Consider the following 20,090-nt stretch of genomic DNA (forward strand, 5'->3'; position numbering starts at 1 on the left):
ACGGGAAGAGCGGCCGGACGGCTACCGGGCACTACGACGGCAGGGCGCCGCTGCCGGTTACACCCCGGGTCATGCACGGCGAGCAGGTGCATCCGGAGCGCGCGGATCCACGCGGTCACACATCGGTGAGGTGGCGGGCGGCCGGCGAGCCCGGACGTGGTCCGCTCGATGAGTCAACGGTGACGGCCCCATGGTTGCGAGATCTCGCACGCCTTGAGCGCGATGCGGTGAAGGCACGCCGCCCTGTCCCATGAGACCGGCACCGTCCAGACCGGCGAAGCCACTTCGGCGTGACGGCGAAATCAGTTGCGTGGAACCCACGGTTCTCCCGCATGTGGCGGGGATCACGTCGGGGGGAAAACCTGCGGACCGGCTCGGGCGTCTAGCGGGTGTGAGGTCAGTCAGAGCAGCGCTGCACGAGTTGGACGAGGAGCGTCTCGTCGGGCTGGTGGCAAAAGGCGACCGTGCCGCGTTCGAGGAGTTGTACCGGCGTACTTCGCCGTGGATGGCGGTGCGGCTGCGCCGCCGGTGTGGGGACGAGCAGCTCGTCGCGGAGGTCATGCAGGAGACCTACTTGGCGGTGTGGCGCGCGGCGGGTGCGTTCGCCGGAGCCGCGGTCGGAGGGACGGCCACTGGTTGGCTGTGGACGATCGCGGCGCGCCGCCTGGTCGACGCGTTCCGGCGCAGGGCCCACCACGCCGAGCCGCCGCCGGCCGTCGCTGTTCCCGACGCGGCGCCCGCCGCCGAGGAGGAGGCGCTCGCGGCGACCGTCGGCGGTGATGTCGGGGACGCGCTGCGTCGCCTCGCGCCGGAGTTGAGACAGGTACTGCAGGCCATGGTGCTCGACGGGCTTTCCGTCCGGGAGACCGCGGTCCTGCTCGGGCTGCCCGAGGGCACGGTCAAGACCCGTGCCCGCCGGGCCCGTATCGCGATGCGGAGGGCGCTGGCGTGAGTGTGGAACACGCGTCGATGCGGATCATCGAGGGTTACGCGCGCGGCGGCACGGAACTCGCCGCCGACGAGGTGTGGGCCGTGGAGGCCCATCTGGAGGCGTGCCGGGTGTGCCGTGACCGGCTGTCCGCCGCTGTGGCCGCGGGGGTGCCCGCCGTGGCCTCGCTGGTCGACACCGTCTGGTCAGCCCTCGAACCCCGGTTGGCGGTCACCGTCACGATGCCGCGCGGCCGGCGCTGGTCGGCGCGGGTGGCGAGGTGGATGACGCCCACGATGGTGCCGTGGCTGGCCATGGTCGTGGGCGTGACGCTGCTGGCCCTGCTGCTCGACCGGGTCGACATCGGTTCCGGCGAAGTGTCGCTGGTGCTGCTGTTCGCGCCGGTCCTGCCCGTGCTCGGCGTCGCGGCGTCCTGGGCGCGCGGTCTTGACCCGGCGTACGAACTGACGGCCTCGGTGCCCAGGGCCGGGCTGTATCTCGTGCTGCGGCGTACCGCGTCCGTGCTCGGCGTGGTCCTTCCCGCGCTGCTGGTGGGCGGATGGGTGACGGGGGTGATGGTGGCTCAGTGGCTGCTGCCCTGTCTGGCTTTCACAGCGGCGACGCTGGCGCTCGGCGGTGTCGTCGGAGTGACCCGCGCCGCCGTGGTCCTGGCCGCCGTGTGGGCCGCCGTCGTCGTGGCGCCGACCCTGGCCACCAGCCGTACGGCCTTCGCCCTGCAGTCGGGCGGTCTGCCCGCGTGGGGGCTGATCCTCGCACTCGGCGTCGGCGTCGTGATCGCCCGCAGAGGTGCGTACTCCGTGCTGGGAGCGCATCGATGACCATCGGAAAGGAACACCACATGACGTCCGCGGTGAGCGCGGCCGACATCGCACCGACGGCCTACGCCTGGGAGATCCAGGCGACCGGGCTGAAGGTCAGGGTCGGCACGAAACGCATGGCTGTCGACGGGCTCGACCTGTCGCTGGGCATCGGCGTACACGGTCTCCTCGGCCCCAACGGGGCGGGCAAGACCACCCTCATCCGGACACTGGCCACCGTACTGCGCCCCACCGCGGGCACCCTGGAGATGCTCGGCGAGTCCACGGGGGGCAGGGGTGAGCACCGTGCGCTGCGTCGCCGGATCGGCTACCTGCCGCAGGAGTTCGGCTACTACAAGCGCTTCACCGTGCGCGAGTTCGTCGAGTACATGGCGTGGCTGAAGGAGGTGCCGAAGGCCGAGATCCCCGGGGCGGTGCAGCGCGCCGTGGAACGGGTGGGTCTGGCGGACCGCGCGGACGACAGGATGAAGGCTCTGTCCGGCGGAATGGTGCGCAGGGTCGGCATCGCCCAGGCCATCGTCAACGACCCGACGATCCTGCTGCTGGACGAGCCGACGGTCGGTCTGGACCCGGCGCAGCGGCTGCGATTCCGACAGCTGCTGCAGGAGCTGGGCACGGACACCTGCGTGCTCGTCTCGACCCACCTGGTGGAGGACGTCGCGGCCGCCTGCACCGACGTGGTGCTCTTCGCCGAGGGGCGACTGGTCTTCCAGGGCACCCCGGACGACCTGGCGGCGGCGGGCGGCCCGGAGCATGTGGGCGACAGCCCGCTGGAGCGCGGCTACTCGGCGCTGCTCCAGGGCCCCGGTCAGGGAAGGGGCGCCTGGTGAGCAGTCGCGTCATGCGCATCGAACTGAAGTGCTCCGTGGCACCGTGGGCCGGCGCCCTGGTCCTGACGACGGCGCTGGCGTTCCTGTACCTGTTGGACGCCGCGTGGTGGAGGGGCACCACGGCTTGGACGGCCCAGTGGACGTCCATGGCGATGTGGACCCGCTCCCTGCTGTTCTACCTGTGGCCGCTCGCCGTGGGACTCGGGGCGCTGCAGGGCCTGCGCGACCACCGCTCGAAGACGTCCGAGCTGCTGACGAGCACGCCGCGGCCCGCCTGGCACCGCGCGGCCACGCTGGCGGGCACGACGGCGATCACGCTGGCCTCGGCCTTCGCGCTTCTCGTCCTCGTCGGCGCGGTCCAGGTGTTCGCCCACACCGGGTACACGCATCTGAGGTGGCTGCCGATCTCGCTGGTGGGGGCACTCTTCCTCGTCGCGGGGGCCGTGCTGGGCATGGGGGCCGGGCGGGCCCTGCCGTCTGCGCTGACCCCGCCCGCGCTGGCCATGAGCGCCTTCGTGTTCACGGTTCTCATGCACATGTCGTTGGGCCGGACAAAGACGGAGACGGCGCCGGGGATGCCCGGCACGGAGCCCAACCGGGTCTCGCTGCTGTCACCGACGGTGCAGGAGGTGCGCGATGTGCTCGTCACGCTCTCCGCCTCCGTGCACGTCGGTCAGACGATCTGGCTGCTCGGCATGGCCGCGACCGGCTTCGCGCTGCTGGTCGCCGCGACCCCGCGCGCCCGGCTGACCGCCCTCACTCCCGTCCTGGCGGGCGCGGTGATCGCCCTGCTCGTTCTCCCCTCCGACCCGCGCCGGATGTACGTCGTCGACGAGGCCGCCGCGGAGCTGGTGTGCGACGGCCCGGTGTGCGTGGCCAGAACACACCAGGCGCGGCTCGCCGACCTGGCGGGTCCCGGTAAGGAGGCGCTGCGCCTGCTGCACGGCGCCCTGGGTGGACAGGCGCCGGTCTCGGTCCGGGAGAACACCGCCGTGCTGCCGGAAGGCTCCACACCGCAGTGGTCCCGCACGACCGTGGTCTTCGACTTCGACGACGACATCATCGCCGCCGCGAAGGGCCGTGAGCTGACGTCGGCTCTGATCGCCAAAGGCATGGTGCCAGGGTGCGTCCCCGTCGGCTGGAGCGGCGCGGGAGACGGCGTCGCGCAGACCGTCGCGGCGAGCTGGGTCCTCGGGGACCTCACCTCGCTGCCCGGCACACAGTCGGCACATCTGGGCAGCGAGGCCGACGCCGAGGCTCGCCCGATGTGGACGAAACTCAAGGCGCTGCCGCGGGCCGAACAGCTCTCGCGGATCAACGCGATGCGCGCCGCCGCGCTCTCCTGCGAGGGCGACGTGTACGACGCCCTGAAAGGCGGTGCGTCCCGGTGAGATGGCTGACGCTGTACGCGCGCTCGCGACACGTGCCCGCCTCGATCGTCGCGGTGGTGATCGGCGCGGTCGCGTTGTGGGCACTCGCCCGGGACGGGGGCGAGGGGTCCGGTGATCCGCGGCCTGCCGTGCTCGTCCTCGCCGCGGGGGCGATGGCAGCCTCGATCGGGCTCGGCGGGCAGGACCTCGCGCTGGACCGGACGGCCGCGATCCGCTGGGTGCCTCGCAGAGCGGCGCACGTGCTGCTCGCCGGCGCGGTCGTCGCCGCGGTGTCGCTGACAGCGCAGACGATGGGCGAGGACCTGGCCACCACCGCGTTCGTCGTCCGGGACAGCGCGGGCCTGATGGGACTGGCCGCTCTGGGCGCTGCTCTCGCGGGCGGTCAGTACGCATGGACGCTGCCGTTCGCCTGGCTCTCGTTCTCGTTCTTCGCCCCGCCCCTGACGAGCGCGCCGATGCAGGTGGCGACCTGGATGCTGCTGCCACCCGGCACGGCAGTGGGCACCTGGACGGCCCTGGTCCTCACGGTCGTCGGCACCGCGGCCTACGCCGTCGCGGGACCGAGGCGGTAACCGGAGGTGGTCCGTGTTCATGTACGTGAACTCAGTCGGTGGCGTGCGGGGCTGCACGTAAAGGTTCATGGCTCTGCATAGCAAGCCGGGCCTCGGACGAGCAGGGGACAAGGTCCACCAGTCGATCAGTGTTCACATACTTGTCAGCCCCCGGCGCTCGCCCTATTCTCGCGTGGAGAAAGCGCTTTCCCGGTTGCTTCGTTGACCCAGCCGGGGAAGCGGTCCGCGGTATCAGCCGCGGGCGGCCCGCTCGCCGCAACCGATCCGGCGCGGGGCCGACCCGGGCTGACCGCATTGAGGTGCCGACGCGCCAGGACTCCGGCATGCGCTCCGGGGCGCGGACGCATCGCGCTCGTCGCCGTGGCCACGGTGGCGGGCATCAGTGGCAGGGGTCGGCCCGGACCGCTGCGGCCCCGTTCCCCCGGGGCGTCCCGCTCTCGGCAGCGTCACCACCTGAGCCGCCTTGGCATGCGTGTGCCCCGGCCTGGCACTCGGCCGCGTCGCCCGCATGGGGGTCGCACCGCCGGCAGTACCAGCTGCCGCCCGCACTGCATCAACACCACCGCCCCTTCCGGCTCGCGAGAACGGCATCCGCACCGGGCCGGCAGGGGCCTGCTACGACTCGTGCATGGCATGGACATGGCATGGGTGCGCGACCGTGACGGCCCCTCGATCCGGGCACGGACGTGCGCGGCACCCCGTTACGCGATGACGAAAGACGAGGCGAGGATGAGAAAGCCAGTCGCTCTGCGACTCTCAGCGGCACTCGGCACGCTGGCCCTGGCGGCGACGGCAGGTGTGGTCCTGTCCATGCCCACCGCGTCGGCGGCCGGCACCGGCGCGACCGGGTTCGCCACTCAGAATGGCGGCACCACCGGCGGCGCCGGCGGGACGACGGTCAAGGCCACCACAGGCACCCAGATCCACCAGGCCCTGTGCAGCCGGGCCGGCACCAGCACCCCGATCATCATCCAGGTCGAGGGGACCATCACCGTCGGCAACACCGCGAAGGTGTCGGGCGCCGGCTGCAACACCGCCGCCGGTGTGATCGAGCTGAAAGGCATCAGCAACGTCACCCTCGTCGGCGTCGGCGGCGGAGCCGTGTTCGACCAGATCGGCATCCACATCCGCCAGTCCAGCAACATCATCGTCCAGAACGTGACCGTCCAGAACGTGAAGAAGTCGGGTTCACCCACATCCAACGGCGGTGACGCCATCGGCATGGAGGCCGACGTACACAACGTCTGGGTCGATCACGCCACGCTGATCGCCTCGGGCGGCGAGTCGGAGGGCTTCGACGCCCTGTTCGACATGAAGGACAACACCCGGTACGTGACCCTGTCCTACAGCACCCTGCGCAATTCCGGCCGCGGCGGTCTCGTCGGCTCCAGCGACAGCGACCTCGCCAACGGGCCGGTCACCTTCCACCACAACCGGTACGAGAACATCGACTCCCGTACGCCCTTGCTGCGGGGCGCCACCGCCCACGTCTACAACAACTACTACGTCAGCCTGAACGAATCGGGCATCAACCCCAGGGCCGGCGGAAAGGCCAAGGTCGACAACAACTACTTCAAGGACTCCAAGGACGTCCTCGGCACCTTCTACACCGACATGCCGGGATACTGGCAGGTCAGCGGAAACATCTTCGACAACGTGACCTGGTCGCAGCCGGGCGAGGAGAACAACCCCGCGGGGCCCAACCCGACGTCGAACACGACGGTCAGCATCCCCTACTCCTACAGTCTCGACGCCGCCTCCTGCGTGCCGTCGATCGTGACCGCGACGGCCGGGGCCAACAACGGCCTGAAGGTGTCGGACGGCAACTGCACGGCGACGACACCCACCGCGACCGCCACTTCGGCTCCCTCGCCGACGACGACCACCACGCCGACGGCCACCGCGACGCCGACCCCGCCCGCCGGGACCAACCTGAGCGTCGGCGCCGACTCCGACGGTTCCAGCAAGGCGGCCGGCACCAGTTACGGCAACGTCCGCGACGCCGACGTGGGCACCTACTGGTCGCCGACCGGCTCGACCGGCTCCATCTCGATCAAGTGGGGCTCGGCGACCACCATCTCCAAGATCAACCTCCGGGAGGCCTCCGGCGCCACCGGCAACATCGGCTCCTGGCGGGTGCTCAACGGCGACACCGGGGCGGTGCTGACCTCGGGCAGCGGAGCGGGCGCCGTCTCATTCGCGTCCACCTCGCTGAAAAAGGTCACCTTCGAGATCACGGGCTCGAGCGCCACACCGAAGGTGGCCGAGTTCGAGACCTACGCCTGACCGGAACGGCGGTGCCCCGGGCCGGCCGCGCGAGCGGCCGGCCGGTTCACGATTCCGCCGGGCCGGCCGGAGGTCTCCGCCGACGAGGCAGGGCACTTCACCGCGGTGGGTGACGCCGGAGGTCAGGATGCTTCGGGCACCCGCTGACGCGGCGACGGGGCGTTCGGCGGCGGACGGGGAGGCGGGCGTCGGCGAGTGGCGTAGACACATGGAGTGACCAAGGGCTCGCCGACCTACCCCACGTCGTTGCTGTGGCGCCTGATCGGACGCACCGGCTCTGTCGTCGCCCGCCTCGCCCGCCGTATGGTCCGGCGCTGAGCAGCCGTTGTGTCGCCCCAGATCCCGTCGTCCTCGCCGTGCTCGATCGCCCAGTCGCGGCAGTCGACGAGTACGGCGCAGCGGCGGCACACCGCTCGGGCCAGCGAGGCCTCTGTGCCAGGAGCTGCGATGTCCGAGAGAGGGAAGAAGATCTCGGGGTCTTCTCCGACGCAGGCAGCTTGATCGCGCCAGTCGGAAGTTGCCGGGTGTCCGCAACATGAGCTGGTCATGGTGCACCTCTCAAGGCCGCCTGAAGGCAGGGCGAGCGATGGCTACGGCGCATGACTGTGCCGAGGCTCCGGCAGAGGTTCCGAGCATCTTAGACTTATATGTCGTATTTGCGATAGAGGATCGACGGTGTGAGCGATAAGGGCCGGTCGGTGTGATCCGCGGGGAGCGCGTCCGGACTTTCGGCGAGCTGCCACAGCGGCCCGCGCCGGAGCTGCGCACCAGCCGGTGGTCACGCAGAACGACATGCGCAGTGCCGGCTCGCCCGAAGGGTCGGCTTGCGCTGGAGTGCGCTCCAGGTCGTAGCGTCGCAGACACCGAGGTGCACGAAGCCTTTGTCGTCCGGCGCCTCTCACGGGATGCCGGACGCGGGAACTCGTCGCTGGATGGACGAGGGGCTTCGTGCGGTCCGAACGATGAACGAGTGTGCAGGGAAAGGCTGGGATAGGGCATGCAGAAGCGCAATGTGCGGGACCTCCAGGTGTCGGCCATCGGTCTGGGGTGCATGGGAATGTCCGCCTTCTACGGATCCACCGATCAGGAGGAGGGGATCGCGACGATCCGGCGTGCCCTCGACCTCGGGGTGAACTTCCTCGACACCGCGCAGATGTACGGGCCGCTCACCAACGAGTCGCTCGTCGGCGAGGCGATCCGGGGGCATCGCGAGGAGTACGTGATCGCGACGAAGTTCAACTACCGGATGGACAACGCCGTACCCGGCGAGATCAGCACGGTCGGCCCGCAGGACGGCTCGGCCGAGCATGTCCGGAGCTCGGTCCACGGCTCCCTGGAGCGTCTGGGCACCGACCACATCGACCTGTACTACCAGCACCGGGTCGACCCGGACGTCCCCATCGAGGAGACGGTCGGCGCGCTGGGCGAGCTGGTCGCCGAGGGCAAGGTGCGCTGCATCGGCCTGAGCGAAGCCGGCGCGGAGACCATTCGGCGCGCCCACGCCGTGCACCCGATCACCGCGGTGCAGAGCGAGTACTCGCTGTGGTCACGGGACGTGGAGGCAGAGGTGCTGCCCGCCTGCCGTGAGCTGGGCATCGGCTTCGTGCCGTACTCGCCGCTCGGCCGCGGCTTCCTTGCCGGCCGGTTCACCTCGCCGGACGAGCTGGACGTGAACGACTGGCGCCGCGAGAACCCGCGCTTCCAGGACGCCAACCTGGAGGCGAACCGGCGGCTGGCGGCAAAGGTGAAGGAGATCGCCGCCGAGAAGGACGTGGCCCCGGCCCAGCTGGCCATCGCCTGGGTGCTGGCCCAGGGCGAGGACCTCGTGCCGATCCCGGGCACCAAGCGCCGCACCTACCTGGAACAGAACGCCGCCGCGGTCGACATCGCCCTGACCAAGGACGACTTGGCCCGCATCGACGCGGAGCTGCCCGAGGCGGCGGGCGAGCGGTATGACGAGGCAGGGATGCGATCCGTCAACCGCTGACGGACCGGTGAGTGGGCGCTCGCGGCCGACCAGGCAGGGGAGCTTGGTTGGCGGAAGGCGGCCACTCGATGGCGATCCAGTGCAGGAAAGCACCCGAAGTCGGCGAAGGGGTTCACCTGGGGCCGCCCATGAGGAGCGTCCAGGCACCAGGCAAGGTGGATCTCTCGCCGACGCGGGAGCCGAGGCCGAGCAGGAGGCAGTCTCGCGTGTCACCCGAGGGGTGGCGGGCCGACGTGGTGGCGTCGCGGACCGTCATGCGCGGCCCTCGCCGTAGAAGCGCACGTAGTCGACCGTCATCGTGGCGGGGGAGGGCGTCGAGGCGTCGGGAGGGCCGGGCCAGTCGCCTCCGACGGCGACGTTGAGCAGCAGGTGCATGTCCTGCTCGAAGACCCAGTCGCGTGGTGCGGGCAGCTTTGACGGCGTCAAGGTGAAGTACGGCTTTCCGTCGACGGACCAGGTGATGCGTCTCGGCTGCTTGTCGACGGCGTACGTGTGGAAGGCCTTCGACGCGTCGGCCGGGAGGGCGAGGGAGCCGCCGATCCCGTTCTCGTTGAAGTACGTGGGCCCGTGCGCGGTGCCGTACACCGTGCGCGGTTCTGCGCCGACCACCTCGCAGATGTCGATCTCCCCTTGTTCGGGCCATTCGGCTCCGTTGTCGCCCAGCATCCAGATCGCCGGCAGCAGTCCCGTGCCGGTGGGTACCTTCGCGCGGATCTCCGCGCGTCCGTGGGTGAGCGCGACCTTTGCCTCGGTGGTCAGACGGGCCGACGTCCAGGCGCAGAACTCCTGCGTGTGGCACGGCAGCTCGGCCCCGGCGGGAGCCGGCCGCGCCGAGATCAGGAGATGACCCGCGCCGTCGAGGCTGGAGTTGGCCGGATCGTCCGTGTAGTACTGCAGTTCATTGTTGCCCCACCCCTCGGCGTCCCGGTTCCCGGTTTCGGTGTTCCAGGACTTCTCCGACGGGCGGGTGGCCGCCACGCCGTCGAACTCCGCCCGCCAGAAAGGCTCTTGCCCGGCCGGAGAAGAGTGCGTGTCCGGAGCGGAGCCACATCCGCCCAGCAGTCCGCTCAACGCCAGCACGAGCGCCAGGAGGGTGGGTCGGTTCATCGCGCTGCTCCTGAAGGGTCGTACGGAAAACGGTGAGCAGGATCTGCTTCCCTGCCCACGTGAGGGTGTGCCGAACTGTCGGGCGCAGTTTGCGGCATGACCTGCGCGCGACGGTGTGGATCGAGCCCTGGTGGACTCCTGTCGGCTTGAACGGGTGTGTGGTCCACGCGGCTGGTGAACCGGCTCCCCGAGTGCCGGACAGAGACGAGTGCCGGACAGAGACGAGTGCCGGACAGAGACGAGTGCCGACGAGGTCGGTGAAGGTGCCGACGGCCCGATGGGCAACACCGCATTCGGCGATCCCGACCACCTCTCCCGCACCAGTAGAGCCGCTGCTCGCGACGGACTGCCCGGCAGCGGGCACGGCGAAGGCCCGCCGGAACGCTCCGGCGGGCCTTCGGCGCTGCGGGCCTCAGTAGGCCGGGGCCAGCTTGGGGTTGGGGCCGTACTGGTTGGGCTCCTGCTTGCCCTCGCTGGCGAGGAAAACGAGCAGGACGATCGCGCCGACCAGCGGGATGAGGGCGATGAGGATCCACCAGCCGGACCTGCTGGTGTCGTGCAGACGCCGGACCGCGACCCCCAGAGAGGGCAGCAGAACGGCGAGGGAGTAGACGATGCCGAGGATGCTCGAACCGATTACGGCGTCGATGATCGCCAACACGATGCTGATGATGACGCTGAACAGGGTGAACATCCAGTATTCCTGCCGACGGGCGCGCCCGCCGAACACCGCGTACTTCTTCAGCACGTCTAGGTACCAGTGCATATTTCTCGTCCCCCCAGGGATGTTGTTTGCTTGTCTCCATCAGATCAGGCCAGGTGGTTGGATCCAAGCTTTTGTCCTGCGGGAAGCAACCTGTTATGAGGCCGCAGCCCTACGGTGACCAGGCAGGACGCTCCCTGGCAGGCGTACTGCCGGCTGAACCCGCTGAGGAACCGCCCGCCGGGGTGCGAAATTCCGTGCCGAGCGGATCCGGCGCCGAATGTAGGACCGCCGTCAGCCGTCCGCCGGGCGGTGACCGATGCGCGGAGGGAAGTGGTCACCGATGACGGTGCGTGGGAGGAACGGCGCACTGGAGGACGGGGGATGATCACATGCAGGAGGAGAGACAGGACCTTGCCCGGCCCATGGGCCCCCGGTCTTGAGCGAGTTGGTGTCAAGGAGGGGTCGTCCTTCGCGGCTCACACGGCCATGGCCTCCTGGAGCCAGCGGGAGACCCGGTAGGGCAGCCACCACGCGAGCTCACCGACGCGCAGGACCAAATGCTCGGCCGTGAACTCGTCCAGTACGTCGGAGGGTACGCCGGCGTGATGCGTTCCCTGGTCGAGATGGGTGATGGCCTCTCGGTACCGGGGTTCGTCGGCGGTGAAGCGGCGCAGGTCCCCCCAGCGGCGGTCGCGGATCTGGATGAAGCCCGGGCCCTGGCGCCAGACCAGCTTGCACAGGTAGTGCCGGGTCCGCCATGCGTGCAGCGCCTCGTCGGCACCCTCGAGGCCGGTGAGGGTGCGGGGTGGTTGCAGGTGGGACAGCACCTTCCACTGGTGGGCGGCCTCCTGCGGTGACAGCCGAAGGTCCCAGTCGACGGAGACGGCCCGTGCGGTGAGATCGCGGACCAGGCACAGCCGGTCCACGAGGCTGCGATGGGTCGCGGGATCGTCGGTGGAAAGGTCGACGGTGGTGTCCAGCTCGGCGTGCCGCACGCCCAGGTCCCACAGGCGGTCGGCCTGCTGAGGCTGCGGAGTCACCGGGAGGGATCCCAGCGACATGCCCGGCAGGCCACGGGCTTGGGCGTCGAGGTCACGCCAGGCTCGTATCGTGAGGTTCGGTGCGCTGGCTGTCATGTGCGGTCCTTCGTCCAGGTCGGGGAGCCGGGAGGCCGGAAGGTGAGGTGACCGGCGCTCACGACGAGACGGGCGCGGGCGTGGCATCGGCCTCGGCCCCGGTCGTGGTCCGGCTCCGGGCGTGGGCGTGGCGCATGTAGTCCAGACGCAGCAGGTCCTGGTTCACGGCGGCGGGGGCGATGTGCACGTACTGGCCCGCGTCGGTGAACACGAGGCCGTGCGCGACCCACTCCTTGAGAAGGGCCTCGAGATCGTGCGGTGTGCACGGCGCGCCGCCGCGGGAGTCGGCGGCCGACGTCAGTTTGCGGTGCAGCGCCACGACGGTGTGCGGTTGGTCCAGGAGGCGGAAGAGCGCGGTTTCCAACGGATCGGTGAGCTGCATGGTCCGCCAGGCGAAGGACGGCCGCCTGCTGACCAGCACGATGCGCTCACCCAGGTCGGTGTGGGTGAGTCGGGCGTCGGCGTGGTGCTTCTTCCACGCCGCGATGCCGTCGTTGAGGAGGGTGACCGTCGGCTCGGTGATGCCGCGCTCCGGGGCCTGGAAGACGTAGGCCAGGTCGTGCAGTTCCGCCTCGGGCAGGTCGTACGTGAACAGGTAGTGCTCCTCGGGCCGCAGTCCGGTGAAGCCCAGTTCGGGGCGTTTGAAGTACGGGCTGAAACGCTCGATGGCGATGCGGGCGGACAGGTCGACCGGTGGGTTGAGGTGTTCCAGGGCGGGGAGTTGGCGGATGACGGGTTCATAGTCGTCCGCGGTCTCTCCGGGGAAGCCGTGCAGGTAGTTCCATGACACCGACAGTCCGGTCTCCGCCGCGTCGCGGAGCATGCGTACGTTCTGGCAGCCGCTGACTCCCTTGTCCATGAGGTCGAGGACGCGGCTGTTGAGGCTTTCGATGCCCGGCTGGACGTAGATGAGCCCGGCGTCCGCCAGTACCTGCAACTGGGGGCGCCGCATGTTGGCCTTGATCTCGATGTGCATGCGCAGGTCGTAGCCGCTGTCGATGATGCGGGGCAGGACGGTGGACAGGTAGCGCATGTCCAGGATGTTGTCGACCACATACATGTCGAGCACGTGGTGGCGCTCCGCCAGGTCCATGATCTCCTGGTAGAAGGTGTCGGGGCTCTTGCTGCGGAACTCCATGAAGGAGCCGTTCAGGCCGCAGAAGGTGCAGTGGTGCTTCTCTCCCCACCAGCAGCCGCGTGCTCCCTCGACGACCAGCTTCGGCTCCACCCAACTGCGTGCCACGGACGCGGCGAGACGTTCGAAGTAGCCGCTGTAGTCGGGAGGCAGGATCGCCGAGGGCGGCAACGGGCCGGTCGGCATGGGATTGGCGATGTGCGCCGACTCGGGCGTGCGGTGGCACAGTCCCGGGATCGAGGCCGTAGCCGCGGGGTCGCCGTTTCGCAGCGCGGTCAGCAGCCGGGGAAAGGCGTCCTCGCCCTCGCCGCGGACCACGAAGTCCATGAAGGGGAAGTTCCGGTGGACGGCGGCGCCCTGCTCGGCATCGCAGTTGGCCCCGCCCATGACGGTCACGATGCGAGGGTCGAGGCGTTTGATCCGGCGGGCCGCCGCCAGCGCGGCGGTGTTCTGCTGGAAGGTGGAGGTGAACCCGACCACGTCGGGCTCCAGATCCACGACGCGCTGGGCCACCTCGTTGACGAACTCGGGTACCAGGCGGTGCAGTTCCCGGGTCATCCGCATCCGCGACCTGCGCAGTTTCGGCGTCATCACGTCGACGAACTCCGACTCCCTCCACTCCGGGTCGTCGTAGAGCGCCGAGGAGAACACCCAGTCACCGCAGCCGAGGAAGTAGGAGGACAGGGCGTAGTAGTCGTAGTCCTCGGCCGTGAACTCGGTGCGGCTGGTGATCCAGTCGGTGAACTCCAGGTTGGCGTGCAGCACCTCGCACGTCGCGTCCTGGACGTGTTCGTCGACGCTTCGTTTCAGGATGCCGAGCGCCAGTGAGGGCAGGTCGATCGGGGACCAGGGCATGTTGACGAGAAGAACGCGCACGGTGGGCTCCTTGCGCACGAGCGGCTGGCGGGACGGGAGGCGCCGGAGGGAGCCCGGCCGGCCCTTGTCGGGCCGGGCCGGCCGGGCCGTGGGTCACTCCTCGTCGTCGCTCTCGGCGGCGTTGCGGAACGGGATGGTGATGGTGATGCCGATGCCCGGCTTCCGGTTCTCCTCGTCGCCGGCGAGCGGGTCGTTGTGGATGATGTCCTTCTGCATGGTCGTCCTCCTTCTCGGGTTCATGGCGTGTTCTTCGGGCGGGTGGTGCTGTGCACGACCCGGTTCCGCTGTGGCCATCAGCGGGACCGGGGTCCTCCCGGCTGTGCCGGGGGACGTGAGGGGGCGGTTGGCGCCGGTGCGGGCAGGTGCGTACGCAGGAAGGCCAGGGAGCGCCGCAGGACGGCGACGTGTGCCGCGCCGTCGTAGCCGTCGTGTCCGGTGTCGAGCCACATCTGCTCGTGGGCCACGCCCGCGGCGGTCAGTGCGCCGAGGTAGCTGCGAATCTGCTCGGGCGGGCACTTGACGTCCTTGTCCGCGCCGACCAGGAGCAGTGGCGCCCTCACCTCCGCCGCGAAGGTGAGGGGGGAGCTGTGGGCGTAGCGTTCCGGCACCTGCTCCGGAGTACCGCCGAACCAGCGGATGTCCAGGGCCCGCAGCGCAGGGGTGGTCATCCGGTGGGCGGTCACCCAGTCGGCGACGGGTTTCACTGCGACACCGGCCTGCCACACCCGAGGGCGGGTCCCGAGGGCGAGGAGAACCAGATACGCCCCCCAGGACACCCCCCACAGGGCGGTGGTCCTGGCGTCGACGAGACCGCGCCGGACGAGATCGGCCCGTACGGCGACCAGGTCGTCCACCTGGGGGTGGCCGACATCTGTCCCGAAGGCCCGCCGCCAGCGGGGACCGTAGCCGGTCGACCCGCGGTAGTTGACCCGCGCCACGGCATAGCCGGAGGCCACCAGCGAGTGCACCGTGGCGTCGTAGGCGTCCCGGTCGTGGTCGGCGGGTCCGCCGTGCACCAGGAACACGGTCGGTGGCAGGACGGCACGGGTAGCGGCACCTGCGTCGCCGAGCCGGCTGTCGTCCGGGCGCGGCAGGCTGAGCAGGGTGTGGACCGGGCCGTGGGGCGTCGGGGTCCACAGCTCCGTGTGACACCCGGGTACGCGTGGCAGGAGGCCGGGTGTTGGCAGGGCGATTTCGTCGGTCGAGCGCAGGACGGGCGGGTGGGCGGTGTCGGTCCACAGGTAGTGCAGCCCCCCGCCCGCACGCGGGGCCGCGTCGAGGAGGCTGCCGGCGGGAGTGGGGACGACGCGGCGGGTACGGTCGCGCAGGGACACCCGGTGCAGCAGCGACCGGCCGTGGCGCTCCTGGCGCACCAGTACCTCGTCGGTGTCGGGATACCAGCGTGCGGTGATCTCCGTGTCGAAACGGCACCAGGAGTGTGTGATCAGACCATGGCGCGCCGTCCACGTCGCCAACTGGTAGCCGTCCTCGAGCTCGTGCACCAGCAGCAGTTCGGAGCGGCCTGGCCGCGGCGAGAAGCCCCGGCACCAGAATCTGCCGTCGGGGCCGCCGGGGTGGGGCAGGGCGGCGACGACCCGGCCCGAAGGGGTGACGACGATGACGGTCGCGTCGCCGTCGGAAACCGTCGCGAGAGCCACCAGGTCGCCTTCCGGCGTGATGCCGCACAGTCGGCCCTGCCCGGCGATGCCGAGCACCTCCCGCGGGGCCCGCCCCCGCCGTCCCACCAACAGACTCGTACCGCCTTGGCGGGGCGCGAGCGCCGCCGCGACCGTCCCGTCGGCCGTCACCGCCAGACCGCGCGGCAACCCGGCCGGCGCCCCCGGCAGACCGGGCAGCCGGCAGCCACCGTCGAACGGCTGGAACCACCAGTGCCCTCGGCCCTCGGCGTCCTCGTCGAACCACCACACGTACGCGTCGGCGTCGATGGCGTGGTGCGCCGTGCCTTCGGGACGGTCGGTGACCTGCCGGGCGCTGCGGGTGGCCGCATCCCAGGTGAACACCTCGCAGCGGCCGTCGGCGTCAGCCGTCAGCACCATGCGGCGCGCGTCGCGCGGGCACACTTCCGGCAGGGCGCCGAGGAAGACCTTGAAGGTGTCACCCATGACCGTCTCCCGTTCCGGTGGCGGTCGCGGCACCCGCGCGCAGTACGCCAGGTGCCCTCATCTGCGTGTACACGGCCAGCGCACCGAACAGCACGGTGCACAGCAGCACGGGCGTGTGCAGGGTCCATGAGGTCACCAGGACCGCGGCAAGCGCCGGCGCACCGGCCGCGGCAAGCGCGGACACCGAGCCGAGCACACCGGCGGTCCGCGACTGGAGGGCCGCCGGTGTGCACGCGACGGCAACGCTGGACAGGACCACGGTGATCAGCGGCACCAGCACGGACAGCCCGGCGAATGCCACTCCCCAGCCGACCGCACCGTCCGCCCAGAGCAGTGAGCCGCACGGCACTGGCAACAGCCAGGCGGCCAGGGTCAGCAACCGCGCCGCACCGAGCCGCCGTACCAGGGGAGCCGCGGCCAGCGAGCCCAGCAGTCCGGCCGCTCCGGAGGCGGCGAGCACCGTACCGACCGCCGCGCTGTGCTCGTCGGCGCCCAGCCGGAACAGCGCGGTGTAGAACAGCAGCGTCAGTGTGCCCCCGGCTGTGGACGTCCAGACCAGGACGAGTCGCAGGACCGGGGATCCGGCCACCGTGACCACGCCGGCTTTCGCGGCACCGAGCCGCTCGGTCCACGTACTGCGCCGCCCGGCACCGGAGCCGGCCGGTGCGCCCTGCGCGCGGGCGGGCGGGTCGAGGGGGGTACGGATGGACCGTACGCCCAGCGCGGCCGCGGTGTAGGAAAGGGCGTCGGCCAGGAAGGGCAGGGGCCGGGCGAGCTGGAAGAGGGCCCCGCCGAGCACCGGACCCACGATCAGTGAGATCTGGTCGCCCACCTGTAACCCGGCGGCCGCCCGGGGCAGTTCGTCGGTGGCGGTCACGTGGACGAGAGCTCCGCGCGACGCGGCCTCGTAGGCCACCGCGCACAGCCGCTCCGACAGGGCCAGCGTCACCACGACCCATAATGCGGGGCGGCCCAGACAGGTCAGGGCCAGCACGCCTGTGCCCAGGGCCGCGAGTGCCGCCGACCCCGTCATCAGGCGCCGCCGCCGTCCCTGGTCCGCCGGTACCGCGACGAGTGGCCCGAGGACGACCCCGCTCAACGCGGCGACACTGGCCAGCGAACCGGCGGTAGTGGGGCTGTGGCCGAGTTGCAGAAGCAGCAACGGCAGTACCAGCCCGGAGGCCTGGCTGCCGAGTCCGTCGACGGCGTTGACCCACCACAGGATCCTGAGGTCTCGGTGTGCCCGAGCGGGCGGACCGGTCCGCGGGTCCGGCCGTTTCGCGCGGCGCGGCCGCTTGGTGGTGGGGTGCTCGTCATGCGGTGGGACGGGCCGGCCCGGAGGTCGGCGAACCGGTGACCCGTCGACGTTCCCCACCCCCCCCGTACGCTCGGGAGGCCGTGCCGCAGGGCCGGTCTCCATGTGCCATACGTCGAAAATGTGCGTGAAACGTGAAAGTGAGCGGGAGCCTAGCCAGCGCGCATTGCCGGCGACAAGTGCCGAACAGTGCGGAAATCGCTGCCTGACCAAGGGGACATGGCCGAGGAACGACTGGTCAGGAACCTGGGCCCGTGTACCCGGGTCGGGCACGGCGGCCGGGACGGCTCCGCGCTGCCGAGGAGCGTTTCACTTCACATCCGCATATCGAGGCCGGTGCAGTTCGCACCTCGGGTGGCAGTGGGGGAGCGGTGTTCACGGCACGGCACGCGCTGCTGTGCACCCCGCCCGGTGCGGTGGCCCGGGCGCGGCCCACGGCCCGAGCAACGGTTGCGCATCCGAAGCTGTCCCTCGCGAGCGACCATGACGGAGCGCCACAGCCCACCGACCCGAGCATGAAGCGTCGCTCGCTGATCTCCCGCGCCCGCGGGCGGCGGGCCGAGGTATTGGCCGACATTCCACTTTTCGGGCCGGTAAATATCGGTCAAAAGGCCGGTGGTGGCTCGCAGCTGTCGCCGGACACGCCGTCCCCGCGTCGAGCCCACCGGCGACAACCGACGCGACCGCGTCCGGTTCCTGTCCATGTACTGAGCGGCGACAAAGGCGTCCGGCGGTCCCCGAACCCACCGACATCACGAGTCGACTTCAGCATTCTCCCGGCTGCGAGCCAAGGCACCGTCGTACAGCGGCAGTTGGGGCCGCCTGTCAGGCTGCCACTGTCTCCTGCCGAGGTCCGGACAACGGGCGCTCAGGAGCACGCGGCCGCCCGCACGATAGGGCCGCCACTACGCAGCCCGAAAACCCGTCTCGTACCCGTACCGGATGGGTCTGGCGCTCATCTCGGCTGCCGGGAGGGTGGTCGTCAGGCGCGCCGGGCGCGTCAAACCCCTGTCGTAGGGTAAGCAGGAACCTCCCGGCTTCGGCCGGGAGAGCACTTCGACACACCATCGACGAGAAGAGCACGATCCTCGAGCTCGGCGGCGACACGGCCCGCCCGGTCGTCCCCACCGTCGCGAACGCGACCGTGTACGGCAGCCGGGCGAACCGGCCGCCGCACCCGGCCTCCGACCACGTCCGCGAGGATGGGCCCTGGGTCGTGCCGCGCACCGAGGCCACCGCTTGGTGACCGAGATCGTCCGGAGGCGGATGTGACAGTGAACCGGCTGGGACTGGTCGTGCACGGCGGACGCCCGGAGGCAGTGACAGCGGCCGACCTTGTCCGCACGTGGTGCGACGAACACGACGTGCGGTGCACGGACATCGATGTGTGGCACGACGGCGGGCGGCGCAGCGCCCGTGAGGAGGTCGAGGCCGCGGGTCACCCCGACCTCGTGGTGACCCTGGGCGGCGACGGCACATTCCTGCGCGGCGCCCGACTGGCCGCCGCGAGCGACGCGCTGGTCCTGGGAGTCGACCTGGGCCGGGTCGGCTTTCTGACGGAGGTGCAGGCCTCCTCGGTGCGTTCGGCACTGGACGCGGTACGGCAGGACCGATTCGACATCGACAGCCGCATGCTGCTCGCCCTGCGCGCCTCGCGCCGTCTGGAAGTGCCTTCGGGCATGGAGTCCCTCATCGCATACGGCCGGGGGCCGCTGTTGCCGCCCCCGCAGGTGCGGCCCGACTGCGAGGTCGACAAGGACTGGGGCATCCCCTTGGATGTCACCGCGCTCAACGACATCGTCCTGGAGAAGCTGGTCCGGGACCGGCAGGTGTCGGTCGGGGTCTACGTCTCCGGCAGGCTCCTGGCCTCCTACTCGGCCGACGCGCTGCTGGTCGCCACGCCGACGGGCTCCACGGCCTACAGCTTCGCCGCGGGCGGGCCGGTCGTCTCGCCCCGGGCAGAGGCCCTCGTCTTCACGCCGGTCGCCCCGCACATGGCCTTCGACCGGTCGGTGGTCACAGCCCCGGACGAGCCCGTCGGACTACGCCTCTTGGAGCGCTCCGGCCCGGCCGCGGTCAGCATCGACGGTCAGCTACGGGGCGTGCTCGAACCGGGGGACTGGATCGGGGTGTACGCCTCCCCGCGCCGACTGCGGGCCGTACGGCTGGGCCCGATGGACTTCTACGGCCGGCTGCGCGAGCGGATGAACCTGACCGACGCCCCGGCCGCCATCGCCGACGGTTCCCCCGCACCGCTGTGGTCGGTCACGACACCCCCACCCGGAGACCTCGCCCATCTGGCCCTGCTGACGTCCCCGGACGGCTCCTGACCTTTCGAGGTGACCCGGATGTCGGCGAACCGCTGACGGCGGACAACGGTGCCGGCGCTCAGCAGCCTGCCGTCCGTCCTCCAGATCGACGGCTTCGCGCGGCGCCCACCGGCGTCACAGCCGTCGCTTGCCCCTGAGGTAGGGACCACCAGGAAACGGGGCCTGTTGAACATCCCGACAAGGATGATCAGCAGCCAGCAGAGCACCGTCCCACCCATTGCCGCAGCCGAGATACCCAGCCAGGGCTCGGCCGGTTCCGGGCTCTTCGTCACGGCGAGTCCCACGGCCGGCGCGATCACCATGACGGCGATGAAAACGAAGTTGGCCGCAACAACCACGACGCCACGGCTGAAGGATTGCGCGGTATCGCGAGCGCGCTCAGGATTCCCCCAGAGCCGGACGGCCACCACGACATGGTGGACAGCCAACGCGACCGACAGAGCTGGCGCAATCAGGCCAACGACCACTTGCCGACTCCACTCATCTGTCGCCCGAACACAGCCGGTTCAGGTTGGAACCCGCCCTCATC

General features: G+C 70.5%; 15 protein-coding genes and 1 pseudogene. 8 read left to right on the forward strand and 8 right to left on the reverse strand.

All coding sequences use genetic code 11. The features are described from left to right. The first annotated feature begins 391 nt into the window (after positions 1-391). The 6 genes from ACIPFH_RS19625 to ACIPFH_RS19650 all read left to right on the forward strand — a co-directional run bounded on the left by ACIPFH_RS19625 (position 392) and on the right by ACIPFH_RS19650 (position 6,846). A complete protein-coding gene (locus ACIPFH_RS19625) occupies positions 392-952 on the forward strand; it encodes an RNA polymerase sigma factor (RefSeq protein ID WP_401827943.1) in 561 nt (186 codons plus the stop codon). Further along, a complete protein-coding gene (locus tag ACIPFH_RS19630) occupies positions 949-1,767 on the forward strand; it encodes a zf-HC2 domain-containing protein (protein WP_401827945.1) in 819 nt (272 codons plus the stop codon). The genes ACIPFH_RS19625 and ACIPFH_RS19630 overlap by 4 nt, the downstream gene beginning before the upstream one ends. After that, on the forward strand, positions 1,764-2,597 hold the full coding sequence (locus ACIPFH_RS19635; protein WP_401827946.1) for an ABC transporter ATP-binding protein: 834 nt from the start codon (positions 1,764-1,766) through the stop codon (positions 2,595-2,597). The genes ACIPFH_RS19630 and ACIPFH_RS19635 overlap by 4 nt, the downstream gene beginning before the upstream one ends. Continuing rightward, positions 2,594-3,988 (forward strand): hypothetical protein, encoded by a 1,395-nt coding sequence (locus tag ACIPFH_RS19640; protein WP_401827948.1) that lies wholly within the window; start codon positions 2,594-2,596, stop codon positions 3,986-3,988. Before ACIPFH_RS19635 ends, ACIPFH_RS19640 begins: the two co-directional genes overlap by 4 nt. Continuing rightward, the gene (locus ACIPFH_RS19645; RefSeq protein WP_401827950.1) at positions 3,985-4,560 is read left to right on the forward strand and encodes a hypothetical protein; all 576 of its coding nucleotides are present in this window, start codon (positions 3,985-3,987) and stop codon (positions 4,558-4,560) included. The genes ACIPFH_RS19640 and ACIPFH_RS19645 overlap by 4 nt, the downstream gene beginning before the upstream one ends. 729 nt (positions 4,561-5,289) lie before the next feature. Next, entirely contained in the window at positions 5,290-6,846 is a 1,557-nt protein-coding gene (locus ACIPFH_RS19650) for a polysaccharide lyase family 1 protein (RefSeq protein WP_401827951.1), read from the forward strand. Positions 6,847-7,211: 365 nt separating this feature from the next. Here ACIPFH_RS19650 and ACIPFH_RS19655 read toward each other — a convergent pair. Next, positions 7,212-7,394: pseudogene (locus tag ACIPFH_RS19655) on the reverse strand (WhiB family transcriptional regulator); the annotation flags it as partial. Between the two features lie 449 nt (positions 7,395-7,843). Between ACIPFH_RS19655 and ACIPFH_RS19660 the strand changes: the two are divergent. Further along, positions 7,844-8,833, forward strand: coding sequence for an aldo/keto reductase (locus tag ACIPFH_RS19660; protein ID WP_401827952.1), 990 nt, complete (start codon positions 7,844-7,846; stop codon positions 8,831-8,833). A gap of 252 nt (positions 8,834-9,085) precedes the next feature. On the opposite strand, the gene ACIPFH_RS19665 is transcribed toward ACIPFH_RS19660, so the two are convergent. From ACIPFH_RS19665 to ACIPFH_RS19695, 7 genes are all read right to left on the reverse strand, one after another. Beyond that, entirely contained in the window at positions 9,086-9,940 is an 855-nt protein-coding gene (locus ACIPFH_RS19665; RefSeq protein ID WP_401827954.1) for a family 16 glycosylhydrolase, read from the reverse strand. A gap of 412 nt (positions 9,941-10,352) precedes the next feature. Then, complete coding sequence (locus ACIPFH_RS19670) at positions 10,353-10,706, reverse strand: DUF805 domain-containing protein (protein WP_401827955.1); 354 nt, start codon at positions 10,704-10,706, stop codon at positions 10,353-10,355. 416 nt (positions 10,707-11,122) lie between these two features. Beyond that, complete coding sequence (locus ACIPFH_RS19675) at positions 11,123-11,782, reverse strand: DUF5825 family protein (protein WP_401827956.1); 660 nt, start codon at positions 11,780-11,782, stop codon at positions 11,123-11,125. A gap of 58 nt (positions 11,783-11,840) precedes the next feature. Beyond that, positions 11,841-13,793: a RiPP maturation radical SAM C-methyltransferase gene (locus ACIPFH_RS19680; protein ID WP_401827958.1), complete on the reverse strand. Its 1,953-nt coding sequence runs from the start codon at positions 13,791-13,793 to the stop codon at positions 11,841-11,843. A 93-nt stretch (positions 13,794-13,886) separates the two neighbouring features. Continuing rightward, the gene (locus tag ACIPFH_RS19685) at positions 13,887-14,009 is read right to left on the reverse strand and encodes a hypothetical protein (protein WP_266720057.1); all 123 of its coding nucleotides are present in this window, start codon (positions 14,007-14,009) and stop codon (positions 13,887-13,889) included. A 77-nt stretch (positions 14,010-14,086) separates the two neighbouring features. Beyond that, positions 14,087-15,916 (reverse strand): alpha/beta fold hydrolase, encoded by a 1,830-nt coding sequence (locus tag ACIPFH_RS19690; protein WP_401827960.1) that lies wholly within the window; start codon positions 15,914-15,916, stop codon positions 14,087-14,089. Next, positions 15,909-17,336 carry an MFS transporter gene (locus ACIPFH_RS19695; protein WP_401827961.1) on the reverse strand — a complete coding sequence of 476 codons (1,428 nt, stop codon included), beginning with the start codon at positions 17,334-17,336 and terminating at the stop codon, positions 15,909-15,911. The genes ACIPFH_RS19690 and ACIPFH_RS19695 overlap by 8 nt, the downstream gene beginning before the upstream one ends. A 1,163-nt stretch (positions 17,337-18,499) precedes the next feature. Between ACIPFH_RS19695 and ACIPFH_RS19700 the strand changes: the two genes are divergently transcribed. After that, entirely contained in the window at positions 18,500-19,561 is a 1,062-nt protein-coding gene (locus tag ACIPFH_RS19700; RefSeq protein ID WP_401827962.1) for an NAD(+)/NADH kinase, read from the forward strand. Positions 19,562-20,090: the final 529 nt, after the last annotated feature.

It is taken from the genome of Streptomyces sp. NPDC088157, from assembly GCF_044741545.1.
In the GTDB taxonomy this organism is placed as follows: Bacteria; Actinomycetota; Actinomycetes; order Streptomycetales; family Streptomycetaceae; genus Streptomyces.